The organism is Microbacterium sp. LWH7-1.2, from assembly GCF_038397755.1.
In the GTDB taxonomy this organism is placed as follows: domain Bacteria; phylum Actinomycetota; class Actinomycetes; order Actinomycetales; family Microbacteriaceae; genus Microbacterium.
In genome coordinates, this window is sequence record NZ_CP151637.1 from 749,675 (window position 1) to 761,892 (window position 12,218).

A 12,218-nucleotide genomic window follows, 5' to 3' on the forward strand; every position below is an offset into this window, starting at 1 on the left:
CCCCGCGAGAGCGGGAACAGCGTCTGGGCCTGTGGCGCAGCTGGTAGCGCACCTGCATGGCATGCAGGGGGTCAGGGGTTCGAGTCCCCTCAGGTCCACCAAAACTCCCGGTAAAGCACCGAATCTTCACTCCCTGATCAGGGAGTTTGGATGTTTGGCAGTCGTCTGCTGGACACTTCGCCAGGTCGCCGCAGTGCGCTCTCGCACCTTCTTGGAGTATCTCGAAGGTGCTCGACAACCCCCGCGCACCCTCGCTCTATGGACGGCGTCGGCACCTCGGGTCCGGGACACGGGAACGACCCTCGTTGGCCGAGCTTGCCACCGAGCTGAAGTTTCCGTCCGGACGATCTACGACCCGCGGCAGACGCGCGCACGAATCCATGTCGCGCAGCGCGATGGCGGCTTCGATCAGCGCGGCGTGAGTCAGCGCTTGGGGGAAATTGCCGAGCTGGGCGCCGCTGTCCGGGTCCATTTCCTCCGCGAAGAGGCCGAGCCCCGTCGCGCGGGTCAGCAGCTGCTCGAACACCTCGAGCGCTTCTTCTCGTCGATCGGAGCACGCGAGGGCGCGGACCAGCCAGAAGGAGCACGGGAGGAACGCTCCTTCGCTGCCATGCAGCCCGTCCCGGCCGGGAGGGTAGCGGTAGAGCAGTGGACCGCCGGCGCCGAGGCGGACCCGGATCGCATCGACCGTGCCGCGAACCCGGGGAGAGGTCGCATCCTCGAGGCCGATCACGGGTAGCACGAGCAGCGCCGCATCGAGGTCGTCCGCTCCGTAGCTGCGGGTGTAGCACCCGGCCGCCTCGTCGAACCCCTGCGTCCGGACGTCGGCGGCGATCGCGTCGCGCGCGGTGAGCCACCGTTCCCGGCGGCGCGCCGACAGCGGGTGCGTCTGCCCGATCCGCAGCGCCCGGTCGAGGGCCAGCCAGCCCATCAGCTTCGAGTGCACGTACTGCGCCTCTGTGCTTCGCACCTCCCAGATCCCGGAGTCCGGGTCTCGCCACCGCCGAGCCACCTCGTCGGCGTAGCCTCGCATCGTGCGCCAGGTCTCGCCGTAGAGCCGCCCGTGGCGCTGCGTCATCAGCCACGCCGCCTCCAGCACCCAGCCGTAGCCGTCGAGTTGGTGCTGGTCCGCGGCTGCGTTGCCGACCCGGACGGGAACGCTCCCCGCATAGCCCGACCAGTGTCCGAGCACCCGCTCCCGCGGGGCGGGCCTGCCATCCACGGTGAGCAGCACGGGCAGGCGGGGTCGCTTCAGGCGGCTCGCGTGCAGCAGCCACCAGAAGAAGCCCTGCGCTTCGTGCTCCTTGCCGAGCTTGAGGAAGGCGCCGACGCCGATGCTCGCATCACGCGGCCAGGCGTAGCGGTAGTCCCAGTTGCGCTCGCCACCCAGGCGCTCCGGCAGCGACGTCGTCGGCGCGGCGACCGGCGCCCCCGATGGGGCGTAGGTCAGCAGCCGGAGCGTCACCGCGCTGCGGACGACGGCCGAGCGGTACGGAACAGCGGGATCGATCTCCGCCGCCCAGGCCAGCCACCTCCCCTCGTCGTCGAGCAGCAGGCTCCAGGCGGCCTCCGGGTCGACGTGGACGATGGGCTCGCGGTGAGCGATCCCGAGCGCCATTGTGACGTCCTCACCCTCCCTCAGCCGGACAGTGGTGGCGCGCCCGGGTGTGATCGCTTCTGGGTGCGACGTGCTGAGCGAAAGCGCCAGGGCGTCCCATTCGCACACGAGCGCGTGGCGGTCACGCCGCACGCGGGGCAGCCGGAAGCGGGCGCCCAAGCGGGGATCGAAGTCGACAGCGGCGTCGACCGATCCCCCCTGGACCGAGAGGCGGCGGACGAGCAGCGTCGACGGCAGGAGCCGTCCGGCAAGCTCGGCCACCATTCCCTCCGTGAGCGTCAGCCGTGCGTCGCCGACCTGCCACGTCGTCGCCAACGTCGCGCTGTCTCCGCGGTATCGCCGTTCGACGACAGGGGCCTCCATGGCAGGTCCCATCCGGAAGCTCCCGGCCGACGCGCCCCCGACGAGCCGGCCGAAGACCGGCGGCCCGTCGAATCGCGGCACACACAGCCAGTCCACGGATCCCGCAGCGGAGATGAGTGCCGCGGTGCGGGTGTCTCCGACCAGGCCGTACTCCGCGAGCGGAATCACGGCGTGCGGCACGTCGCCGTCTCTCGCACCGGTCGGCTGTCGCATCTCAGCCTCCCGTGCCCAGCAGCAGACCGAGTGTCGAGCCGTACAGGACGTGCGCGAGCACGGCCACGGTGGGACTCTGGTAGCCGTAGTTCAGCGCCAGGAGTCCCGGCGGCTCGAGCACCGCGATGCTGGACGGACCGGCGCGCTCGGACGCCATCCGCGGATGCACGCCGGGAAGGAGGGGCAGGATCACGAGCAGCGCCACCGCTACGTGCAGCAGTCCGAGCAGTCCGCCGAGCCACCAGGTCGCGGTTTCGAGCACCGCGAACGCGGCCGCGTAACCGAGGGCGAAGACCTGCCCGGCGGCTAGGTGGAGGAAGAATCCGAGAACGCGCGCGCTGTCGGGATCCTCGGTGAGCATCGTGCCGAGCACGAGCGGCAGGTCGAGGCGCGTCAACCCAGCGAGCTGGGCTCCGATGAGCACGGCGGTCAGCGCGGATGTCGCGAGCAGTCCGAAGAGCGCCCACCCGGTCCAGTCGATGGCAAGACCGCTCATGGCTGCCCCCTTGTCGGCCGCCTTCAGCGCTCGGTGCGAGCATCCGCCCGCGCCGGCGCGTTCTCCTCGAGCGCCTGTCGCACACCCTCGAGGAGTTCGTTCCAGGACGCTCCGAACTTCTCGATGCCCTCCCGCTCCAGGGTCTCCATCGCGTCGTCGTAGGAGATCCCGATCTCGGCAAGGGCGTCGAGGTGCGCCCGCGCGTCCTCGTAGGTGCCGACGATGGCGTTCCGGCGGATGATGCCGTGATCGAAGGTCGCCTCCAGCGTCTTCTCCGGCATCGTGTTGACCACATTCGGAGCGACGAGCTCTTCGATGTAGCGGGTGTCCCGCACGTCGGGACTCTTGACGCCGGTCGAGGCCCAGAGGGGCCGCTGCGGGTTCGCGCCCGCCGATGCAAGCGCGCGCCAGCGCGGAGACCGCTGCGATTCCTCGAACGCCTGGTAAGCCAGGCGCGCGTTGGCGATGCCGGCTCCCCCCTTCAGCCGTTCGGCAGCCGGCCCGCCGCGAGCGTCGAGCCTCTTGTCGATCTCGACGTCGACCCGTGAGACGAAGAACGACGCCACGGAGTGGATCCCGTCCAGGTCCCGTCCCGACTCCAAGGCTCGCTCGAGGCCGGTGAGATACGCGTCGATGACCTGCCTGAAGCGGTTGAGGCTGAAGATCAGAGTGACATTGATGCTGATGCCGTCGGCGATGCATTCGGTGATGGCCTGGAGGCCGGCATCCGTGGCCGGAATCTTGATGTAGGCGTTCGGCCGTCCGACCGCCGCGAGGAGCATCCTCGCCTCCTCGACGGTCGCCGCCGCGTCGTGGGCGACGGTAGGGCTGACCTCGATCGACACCCGTCCGTCGACACCGGCCGTGGCATCGAAGATCGGCCGGAAGGCGTCGCAGGCATCGCGCACATCCGCGGTGATGAGGGCGAAGACCGCCTCCTTCGGCACGGTGCCCTTCCGGGCGAGCGCTCTCACTTGGGCGCCGTACGCGTCGCCGTTGTGTACCGCCGTGGCGAAGATCGTCGGGTTGGTGGTGATGCCGACCACGTCTCGCTCGGCGATCAGCCGGTCGAGGTTCCAGGAGTGGATCCGCTCCCGGGAGAGGTCGTCCAACCAGATGCTGACGCCGGCAGCTGACAGCGCAGCCGTGGGACTGACGTCGTTCATGTTCGCGCTCCTTCTTCCCCCGCGATGCTCTCGGGCCCGGCTGCACCGGTGATGCGGACGCAGCAGCGTCCGGCCTGCGGATCCGTGACGAGCTCGCCGCCGCCGTCGGGCACCGCGCTCCGCATGCCTTCCACCAGCGCCCTGTTGAGGTGGCAGACCAATTCGGTGTGCCGCTGCGCGAGGGTGTGGAACGGACAGTTGCCAAACACCACGTCGCCGTCGTCCTCGAGCGGCTCATATCCGCTGTCCTCGAGTGCAGACCGCAGGGAGGTGGACCCGTACGCGAGTTCGCGGCCATGCTCGTGGGCGATGCCGCGCAGAGCGGTGTGCACGTCGGATCCGCTGTCCGCCGACTCCTCGATGGCGCTCGCCAGTATCTCGCCGAGCAGGTCGTAGTGCCGCTCAGGCAGCGACACACTGACTTCCGTGTCCGCGCGTCCGTACAGCTTGGAAGGCCGACCGGCGCCTGGCCCGTCCCGGCCGCTCAACCGGCGGTACCGCACCTCGAGCAGGCCCACATCCGCCAACCGGTCGAGATGGAAGGCCACGGTGCTTCTGGGCAGGCCGACCGCCGCCGCGGCGGCATCTCGACTGAGCGGCTCGGTGCTCTTCGACATCAGTTCGTACAGCGCCAGGCGCGCCGGATCGGCGAGCGCTGTGATGGCCTTGATGCGACGCCTTCTGGATGCGGTGGGGGTGATCCGTTCCGGTTCCACGGGTCCACTCTACTCTAAAGGCAGTGAACCTTGACTAAAGAATTATTGCTTCTTGCAGTCGCAACTATCGGAGTGGACTGGAGTCGATCGGCTGCTGCGCAAGCGCTTTCCGGCGGCATCCGATCGGCGTCGGATCAGGCGCGCAGCAGCCTGCAGCCGTGTGGCTCGAGCGTGATCCGTACGACGGAGCTGCCGGGGGCGACGCTGCGGGCGGCATCGGATTGTTCGTGGACGGCTTCGATGGGAACGGATGCCGCGTCCCAGACGTCGGTGACGGCGGCCGGTGCCGGGCCGAGGCCGAGGGAGCGGGTGTCGAACGGCACCTCGCGTGCTTCGTCGGCGGTGTTGAACACGGCGACCCAGCGGGTGTCGTCGCGCTCGGCGGTCCAGACCACGAGGTCGTGCTCGCGCAGCAGCTCCCGGTTGCCGGTGGAGTCGCGGAGGATCTCGAGCACGTCGTCGTTGGTGAACAGGGCGATCGTCTCGGGCGCGCTGGTCGGCAGGTCGCCGCCGATCATGAGCGGGGAGCGCGCCATCACCCACAGTGTGACGAGCGATCGGCGCTCGGGGAGGGTGAGTGCGCCCTCGCGGGGCTCGCCGACCTCGGCGCGGATGCCGATGCGGCCGAGGGGCAGCATGTCGGCGTCCGGCCAGCCGTCCGGCCCGGCGAGCGGCGCCCAGCGGGCGAGACGGGCGAAGTTGGCCTGGACGTCGTCCCACCGGTCCCACATGTCGTCGCACACGCGCCACATCGTCGTGTGTTCGCGAAGATGGGCGAGATGCGCCGCCGACAGGTCGCGTCCGGGCGAGAGCGACAGCGCGATGTCGCGGTCGGCGCGCTGCACCGCCAGCGAGTACGCCTCGATGTCGGGCGTCTGGTATGGCCACAGCATGTCGTCGGCCTTGATGAAGTCGATGCCCCACTCGGCGAACTGCGCGACGCACGAGTCGTAGTACGCCTGCGCGGCGGGGTTGTGATGGTCGAGCCCGAGGTAGTGCGGATTCCACTCGCAGACGTTCGTCGGGTCGGCGATCTGCGCGGCGGTCGCTTCGGTTCCGAGGACGGGGGTGTCGGCCGCGACCGATACGCGCGGGATGCCGCGCATCACATGGACGCCGAGCTTCAGGCCCATCTCGTGGATGCGTTCGGCGAGCGGCCCGAACCCGGCGCCGCCCGCGGAGCTCGGGAACCGGACCGGGTCGGGGTGCAGGCGCCCGTACGAGTCGATCGTGAGGGACGCGGCATCCGTGTAGCCGTGCGATCTCGCGTGGGGGTCGGCCCAGTCCGCGTCGATGACGATCGTGTCCCACCCGTGGCGGAGCAGGTGCTCGGCCATGAACTCCGCGTTCGCGAGCACCTCGGCCTCGGTGATCGTGGTGCCGTAGCAGTCCCAGCTGTTCCACCCCATCGGGGGCGTGGTCGTCTTGCGCAGTGTCATCGCTGTCTCGTCTTCCTGTCGTGGTGGTGTCAGCGGATCTCGCGCCAGGCGAATCAGCGGGGGAGACCGGACTCGGTGGCGGGCAGGCCGTTCGGTGAGGGGCACGGCGCGCGGGTTCGGGCCGCACGCGCCGCGCCCCTCGGCACGTCGGGTTACCCGACCGTGCCCATGACGTCGGTGCCCGAGCGGGTCACCTCATGCGTCCTGCTCCGCCCGGAAGGTCGGTCCGTCGACGCTGCCCACGACGTCGGCGAGGAGCTGATCCGTGTGCCGCCACTCGCCGCTCCGGCGGCGCGGCCGCACCCGGAAGCACAGCGGCATGTCGCGCGGCGCGCCCTCGGGCACTTCGATGAACAAGCCCTCGGTGGTTCGGCGGTAACGGATCTCGGGGCGCCACGGACCCACCAGGTCCACTCGTTCGATGTCGCACGCCAGCAGGGTCAGTTCGCTTCCGAGCGACCGGATCCTGACTTCGGAATCGGCGACGGGGCCGAGCACCGTCGCGTAGATGTCGCCACGTGCGGTCGTGAAGCGGATGTCGCGCTCGGTGTAGGGCTGGCGGGCCGTGTCGGTGAAGGCTCCGTCGGCGACCGCCACAGGCCCCTCGCCCGGCACGAGCCATGGGCGGGTGCCGTAGACCGCCTCGCCGTTGGTCGCGAGCCATGACCCCACCGCCTCCAGCATCCGCACCTCCTCGGCGGGGATGGTCCCGTCCGCCTTCGGGCCGATGTTGAGCAGCAGGGCGCCGTTCTTCGACACGATGTCGACGAGGTCGCAGACCAGGTCGTACGCGGTCTTCCACTGCTGCGGCTCGACGTGGCACCACGAGGTCGTCGAGACAGAGGTGTCGGTCTGCCAGAACTCCGGGCGGATGCCCGACAGCTGGCCGCGCTCGACATCGAAGACCGCCGTGCCGCCGGGGAAGGCGTCGTACTTGTAGTTGATGGCGACCTCACGCCCCCACTCCTCGGCGCGGGTGTAGAAGTAGGCCGCGAAGCGTCGCAGGTACGGCTCGAAGGCCGGCTGCTCGATCCACCAGTCGAAGTACACGATGTCGGGACGCTGCAGGTCGACGAGTTCGCACGTGCGCGCGAGCCAGTCCTCCAGGAACGAGACGCTCGGCTGCACCTCCTCGGGGGCGGCGGGGCCGTACAGGTCCAGCGTGTCGGGGGCGTCCACGTCGGACGGGATCGAGCGGCCGCCGTTGAAGTAGAACCAGTGTTCGGCGCGGTGGCTCGAGACGCCGAACGCCAGTCCCTGCGCGCGCATCGCGTCGCGGAGTTCGCCGATGACGTCTCGCTCCGGTCCCATGGCGGCGGCGTTCCAGCGCGACAGAGCGGTGTCGTACATCGCGAACCCGTCGTGATGCTCGGCGACGGGCACCACGAACCGGGCGCCCGACCGGCCGATGATCCGTGCCCACTCTGCGGCGTCGAACTTCTCGGCGCGGAACATCGGGACGAAGTCCTTGTAGCCGAACTCCCGCTGGTCGCCGTACGTCCGGCGGTGGTGGTCGTACTCCGGCGTCCCCGGCCGGTACATGTTGCGCGGGTACCACTCGTTCGCGAACGCGGGCACCGAGTACACGCCCCAGTGGATGAAGACACCGAACTTGCCCTCGACGTACCACTGCGGCGGGGCGACCTTCAGGCGCTCCCATTCGGCTGCGCGCGAGCCCGCGGCGATCACGGCGTCGATGGCATCGAGGCGGGCGCCGACCTCGGGGAGCATGGCGGTGGTCATCGGGTCCCCGACGAGTACTCGAAGCTCGAGTGCGCGAGATAGTACGCATCGCGTCCGCGACAGATGGTCGGGTCGGGGAAGAACCCGGGAACGACAGGCTGCACGGCCGCCGATACTGCATCCGTCATCGGATCTCTTCTCCAGTCGTCATTGGTGGGAAGTATTTCGAAACGCTTCGATCTATGAGCCTAGAGGTGAGCCCGCGCGGCCACAAGAGTCGATATCGAAGCGTTTCCACGTCCGGTTCGGCCGCAGGCTTCGCCCTGCCGCTGCATCGCGGCACTCGGCGTCACCCGTGCGCACGCGGATCCTGGGTCGGATCTATGTACGGGGGCGGGCAGCCGCGGTCGACGGCTTCCGGGCGGAGCTCGAAGTGCCACGGCTCGTTTCCGTAGGTCTGGCAGAGCCCGTACGCGGCGCCTTGGCCCGCCAGCCAGTCCACCGCGTCGTAGGAGCCCACGTCCACGGCGTCGCCCGCCACGTGCGCGGAGGTCTCGGGAGACGCCACCCAGCGAGCGGCCTCCTCAGCCGAGCCGTACTGCTCGACCGCCTCCTGCAGAAGGCGATCCTGATATTCGGCCGAGCGCCAGCCGCTGTTCACCCGGATCACGACGCCGCCGCTCGCCGCGTCGGTCGACGCCCGCTTCACTGCGTCGAGCAACGCCGGGGAGAGGCGCGCCACCCCCGGGTATCCCTCGTCGAACGCGGTCGCACCATCGGGGAGGAGTCCGTCCGCCGCGGTGACGGCACCGTCCGGCGCGTCCGGCGCCGGCGCGTGGCGCCCGCCGGGCGTGTCGCCGAGGGAGCCCGCCGCCGCTGCCGATCTGTAGACCGCCAGCCCGACGATCGCGAGGGCGACGATGACCAGGATCACGAGGGCGTGCCGGAGCACGCGGCGGGTTCTCGGCAGGGCGGCTGCGGTGGGGATCATGCTCCCAGCTGACGCGCGCGCGTGTTGCGAGGGCGTATCGGCTTTCGCATACGCGGACGATATGCACCGGCTCGTAGCATCGAGGCATGCGCGTACTGGTGGTCGAGGACGAGCCCCTCATGGCGGAGGCGATCCGCACCGGTCTGCGCCTCGAGGCGATCGCCGCCGACGTCGCGGGCGACGGCGACACCGCACTCGAGCTGCTGGGCATCAACAGCTACGACATCGCCGTCCTCGATCGCGACATCCCCGGCCCCTCGGGGGATGACGTCGCCGCGCACATCGTGCGCTCGGGCAGCGGCATCCCGATCCTGATGCTCACCGCGGCGGATCGCATCGACGACAAGGCGACCGGATTCGAGCTGGGCGCCGACGACTACCTCACGAAGCCGTTCGACCTGCAGGAGCTCGTGCTGCGGCTGCGGGCGCTGGATCGTCGCCGTGCCCACAGCCGGCCGCCGGTGCAGGAGCTCGCGGGACTGAGACTGGATCCGTTCCGCCGCGAGGTCTACCGCGACGACCGCTACGTCGCGCTGACGCGCAAGCAATTCGCCGTCCTCGAGGTGCTGATGAGCGCCGAGGGAGGGGTCGTGAGCGCCGAGGAGCTGCTCGAGCGCGCGTGGGACGAGAACGCCGACCCCTTCACGAACGCCGTGCGCATCACGGTCTCCGCACTGCGCAAGCGGCTGGGCGAGCCGTGGGTGATCACCACCGTCCCCGGAGTCGGCTACCGGATCGGCACGGAGGACGGCGTCGGTCATGACTAGGGCGCCCGGCATGAGCGTCCGGGTCAAGCTCACCCTCAGCTACGCCGGATTCCTCATGGTGGCGGGCACGCTCCTGCTCACCGTGGTGTGGCTGTTCCTCCTCAGATACGTGCCGGATGGACAGATCACCGGTCCGGGGCCATTCGTCCCGAATCGCGACGACCTCATCCGCGCATTCACCCCCGCCGCCACCTGGGCGCTGCTCTTCCTCCTCGTGTTCGGGCTTCTCGGCGGCTGGCTCCTCGCCGGGCGGATGCTCGCGCCGCTGGCGCGGGTCACGGCAGCCACGCGCCTCGCGGCGAGCGGCTCGCTGTCGCACCGGATCGCGCTGCCAGGACGCCAGGACGAGTTCCGCGAGCTGGCCGACAGCTTCGATGCGATGCTTGCGCGCCTCGACGCGCACGTCGCCGAGCAGCGGCGGTTCGCCGCGAATGCGTCGCACGAGCTGCGCACGCCCCTGGCGATCACCCAGACGCTGCTCGACGTCGCCCGCAACGACCCCCACCGCGATGCGGATGCCCTGATCGTGCAACTCCGCGCGGTCAACACCCGTGCGATCGAGCTCACCGAGGCGCTGCTGGTGCTCAGCCGGGCCGAGCAGGGGTCATTCACCCGGGAACCCGTCGATCTGTCCCTCGTCGCCGAGGAGGCCGCCGAGACGCTGCTCCCGCTTGCGGAGGCTCGCGGCGTGGCCATCCGCACGAGCGGCGAAGTCGCCTGGACCACCGGGTCGTACGCCCTGCTGCTCCAGCTGGTGTCGAACCTCGTGCACAACGCCATCGTGCACAACCTCCCCGCGCACGGCACGGTCGATGTCATCACTGCCGAGCGCGACGGCGCAGTGGAGCTCGTCGTCGAGAACACGGGCGAGCAGCTCACCCCCGAGCGAACGGCGACGCTGACCGAGCCGTTCCAGCGCGGGAGCGAGCGCGTCCGTGCCGGCGACCACGTCGGGGTTGGGCTGGGGCTCGCGATCGTCCGGAGCATCGCGGAGGCCCACGGTGGGACGCTCCTCCTCACGGCTCGGGCGGGCGGAGGCCTGCGGGTCGCGGTGCGGCTCGGCGCGCGGCATCCGTGATCCCGGCCATTGCGCGGGTGCGATGCGTCGACAAGGGTGGAACGCATGAGCGCAGTGACCCCGTTCCTCTGGTTCGACGATGCCGCGGAGGAGGCCGTCACGTTCTACACGGGGCTGATCCCGGACTCCGAGCTCGTGACGATCGACCGCTACCCCGACGAGGTGCCGGGGATGGGGGGAAAGGTCATGCACGTGCACTTCCGGCTGGGCGGCCGCGACTATTTCGGGATGGATGCCGGTCCGCAGTTCCCGTTCACGGAGGCTGTCTCGCTGTACGTCGCCTGCCGCGATCAGGCGGAGGTCGACCGATACTGGGACGCGCTGACGGCGGACGGCGGCCAGGAGCAGCCCTGCGGGTGGCTCAAGGACCGCTGGGGTCTGTCGTGGCAGATCATCCCGGACCGGCTCGTGGAGCTGATCCGCCACCCCGACCCCGAGGTCGCCCACCGCGCCGTGCAGGCGATGCTCCGGATGCGGCGCATCGACCTCGCGGTCCTCGAGGCGGCCGTGGCGGACGGATGAGACGCGACGCCCGGTGGGCGGTGGTCGGATGCCTCGTCATGGTGCTGACCGCGACATCCGGGTGCAGCGCTCCGGCGCCCCGGCCGACACCCTCTTCGCAGGCACCCACGGTCGGTCCGAGCACCACTCCGGCGGCCCAGACCTGGTGGCGCGCAGGCTCCGTCACCGGGACCCTCGCGTCGGCGCTCGTCGCACCGTGGTCGGTCGTACCGCTCGACGGCGGGGGAGCGCTGATCTCCGAACGCGGGGACGGCACGGTGCTCGAACTCACCCCCGACGGCGAGGTCCGCGCCGTCGGCGCGATCCCCGGTGTGGTGTCAGGCGGCGAGTCCGGCCTCCACGGCCTCGCGCTGCTCCAGACAGACGGCGCCCTCACGCTCTTCGCCTATTTCGGTGCGGCCGACGACAATCGCGTGGCACGGATGCCGCTGCTCGGCGAACCGGGATCCTTCGCGCTGGGCGAGCCCGAGGTGATCCTCGAGGGCATCGCGCGGGCGAGCACCCACGACGGCGGGCGCCTCGCCTTCGGCCCGGACGGGTACCTGTACGTCACGACGGGAGACGCGCAGCAGCGCGACGCCGCGCAGGACCGCGACAGCCTCAACGGCAAGATCCTGCGCGTGACCGCCGACGGCGATCCTGCCCCCGGCAATCCGTGGGGCACGCGCGTGTGGTCGATGGGGCATCGCAACGTGCAGGGGATCGCGTGGACGGCCGACGGCACGATGTGGGCCAGCGAGTTCGGTCAGGACACCTGGGACGAACTCAACCGCATCGACCCGGGGGGCGACTACGGCTGGCCCGTGGTCGAGGGGATCTCCGGAAGGGAGGAGTTCACGGATCCGGTGGCCCAGTGGCCGACGACTGATGCGAGCCCCAGCGGCATCGCCGCCCGCGGCGACACGGTGTTCATGGCGGGGCTGCGCGGCGAGCGGCTCTGGCAGATCGACACCGACGCGGGCGCGATGCGCGACGAGCCCGTCGCCGCGTTCGTGGGCGAGCACGGACGACTGCGAGACGTCGTCGCGCTGCCCGACGGGTCGCTGTGGCTGCTGACGAGCAACACCGACGGGCGAGGTTCGCCGCGACCAGGCGACGATCTCCTCCTGCGCGTAGAGGTCGTTCCGGCCCCGTGAATCGTCGCGCTCTGCAGCACGCTACGGTGA

12 protein-coding genes and 1 tRNA gene are annotated in these 12,218 nt (G+C 70.3%); 5 read left to right on the plus strand and 8 right to left on the minus strand.

Going from position 1 to position 12,218, the window contains the following annotated elements:
- The first annotated feature begins 25 nt into the window (after positions 1–25).
- Positions 26–101: transfer RNA gene (locus MRBLWH7_RS03565), tRNA-Ala, on the plus strand.
- Positions 102–256: 155 nt separating this feature from the next.
- Here MRBLWH7_RS03565 and MRBLWH7_RS03570 read toward each other — a convergent pair.
- The 8 genes from MRBLWH7_RS03570 to MRBLWH7_RS03605 all read right to left on the minus strand — a co-directional run bounded on the left by MRBLWH7_RS03570 (position 257) and on the right by MRBLWH7_RS03605 (position 8,685).
- Positions 257–2,194, minus strand: a complete 1,938-nt coding sequence (locus tag MRBLWH7_RS03570; protein WP_341999211.1) for a glycoside hydrolase family 15 protein — start codon at positions 2,192–2,194, stop codon at positions 257–259.
- Between the two features lies 1 nt (position 2,195).
- Entirely contained in the window at positions 2,196–2,690 is a 495-nt protein-coding gene (locus tag MRBLWH7_RS03575) for a hypothetical protein (protein WP_341999212.1), read from the minus strand.
- Between the two features lie 23 nt (positions 2,691–2,713).
- Positions 2,714–3,856 (minus strand): transaldolase, encoded by a 1,143-nt coding sequence (tal, locus tag MRBLWH7_RS03580; RefSeq protein ID WP_341999214.1) that lies wholly within the window; start codon positions 3,854–3,856, stop codon positions 2,714–2,716.
- Positions 3,853–4,572 (minus strand): helix-turn-helix domain-containing protein, encoded by a 720-nt coding sequence (locus tag MRBLWH7_RS03585; protein WP_341999216.1) that lies wholly within the window; start codon positions 4,570–4,572, stop codon positions 3,853–3,855. The genes tal and MRBLWH7_RS03585 overlap by 4 nt, the downstream gene beginning before the upstream one ends.
- Before the next feature lie 134 nt (positions 4,573–4,706).
- The gene (locus MRBLWH7_RS03590) at positions 4,707–6,011 is read right to left on the minus strand and encodes an alpha-galactosidase (RefSeq protein ID WP_341999218.1); all 1,305 of its coding nucleotides are present in this window, start codon (positions 6,009–6,011) and stop codon (positions 4,707–4,709) included.
- Between the two features lie 195 nt (positions 6,012–6,206).
- Complete coding sequence (locus MRBLWH7_RS03595) at positions 6,207–7,754, minus strand: alpha-L-fucosidase (RefSeq protein ID WP_341999220.1); 1,548 nt, start codon at positions 7,752–7,754, stop codon at positions 6,207–6,209.
- A complete protein-coding gene (locus tag MRBLWH7_RS03600) occupies positions 7,751–7,882 on the minus strand; it encodes a hypothetical protein (RefSeq protein WP_341999222.1) in 132 nt (43 codons plus the stop codon). Before MRBLWH7_RS03600 ends, MRBLWH7_RS03595 begins: the two co-directional genes overlap by 4 nt.
- A gap of 161 nt (positions 7,883–8,043) precedes the next feature.
- On the minus strand, positions 8,044–8,685 hold the full coding sequence (locus MRBLWH7_RS03605) for a M15 family metallopeptidase (protein ID WP_341999224.1): 642 nt from the start codon (positions 8,683–8,685) through the stop codon (positions 8,044–8,046).
- 86 nt (positions 8,686–8,771) lie between these two features.
- On the opposite strand from MRBLWH7_RS03605, the gene MRBLWH7_RS03610 reads away from it, so the two are divergent.
- Genes MRBLWH7_RS03610 through MRBLWH7_RS03625 form a run of 4 tightly spaced genes read left to right on the plus strand, consistent with a single transcriptional unit; the run spans position 8,772 to position 12,188 of the window.
- Entirely contained in the window at positions 8,772–9,452 is a 681-nt protein-coding gene (locus MRBLWH7_RS03610; protein WP_341999226.1) for a response regulator transcription factor, read from the plus strand.
- 10 nt (positions 9,453–9,462) lie between these two features.
- Entirely contained in the window at positions 9,463–10,530 is a 1,068-nt protein-coding gene (locus tag MRBLWH7_RS03615; protein ID WP_341999228.1) for a HAMP domain-containing sensor histidine kinase, read from the plus strand.
- 45 nt (positions 10,531–10,575) lie between these two features.
- Positions 10,576–11,052 (plus strand): VOC family protein, encoded by a 477-nt coding sequence (locus MRBLWH7_RS03620; RefSeq protein ID WP_341999231.1) that lies wholly within the window; start codon positions 10,576–10,578, stop codon positions 11,050–11,052.
- Positions 11,049–12,188 (plus strand): PQQ-dependent sugar dehydrogenase, encoded by a 1,140-nt coding sequence (locus tag MRBLWH7_RS03625; protein ID WP_341999233.1) that lies wholly within the window; start codon positions 11,049–11,051, stop codon positions 12,186–12,188. Before MRBLWH7_RS03620 ends, MRBLWH7_RS03625 begins: the two co-directional genes overlap by 4 nt.
- Positions 12,189–12,218: the final 30 nt, after the last annotated feature.

Bases quoted from the DNA above. Each gene is read 5' to 3' on its own strand.
- MRBLWH7_RS03570 (WP_341999211.1), bottom strand. From the start codon at position 2,194: ATGCGACAGCCGACCGGTGCGAGAGACGGCGACGTGCCGCACGCCGTG.
- MRBLWH7_RS03575 (WP_341999212.1), bottom strand. From the start codon at position 2,690: ATGAGCGGTCTTGCCATCGACTGGACCGGGTGGGCGCTCTTCGGACTG.
- tal (WP_341999214.1), bottom strand. From the start codon at position 3,856: ATGAACGACGTCAGTCCCACGGCTGCGCTGTCAGCTGCCGGCGTCAGC.
- MRBLWH7_RS03590 (WP_341999218.1), bottom strand. From the start codon at position 6,011: ATGACACTGCGCAAGACGACCACGCCCCCGATGGGGTGGAACAGCTGG.
- MRBLWH7_RS03595 (WP_341999220.1), bottom strand. From the start codon at position 7,754: ATGACCACCGCCATGCTCCCCGAGGTCGGCGCCCGCCTCGATGCCATC.
- MRBLWH7_RS03600 (WP_341999222.1), bottom strand. From the start codon at position 7,882: ATGACGGATGCAGTATCGGCGGCCGTGCAGCCTGTCGTTCCCGGGTTC.
- MRBLWH7_RS03605 (WP_341999224.1), bottom strand. From the start codon at position 8,685: ATGATCCCCACCGCAGCCGCCCTGCCGAGAACCCGCCGCGTGCTCCGG.
- MRBLWH7_RS03610 (WP_341999226.1), top strand. From the start codon at position 8,772: ATGCGCGTACTGGTGGTCGAGGACGAGCCCCTCATGGCGGAGGCGATC.
- MRBLWH7_RS03615 (WP_341999228.1), top strand. From the start codon at position 9,463: ATGAGCGTCCGGGTCAAGCTCACCCTCAGCTACGCCGGATTCCTCATG.
- MRBLWH7_RS03620 (WP_341999231.1), top strand. From the start codon at position 10,576: ATGAGCGCAGTGACCCCGTTCCTCTGGTTCGACGATGCCGCGGAGGAG.
- MRBLWH7_RS03625 (WP_341999233.1), top strand. From the start codon at position 11,049: ATGAGACGCGACGCCCGGTGGGCGGTGGTCGGATGCCTCGTCATGGTG.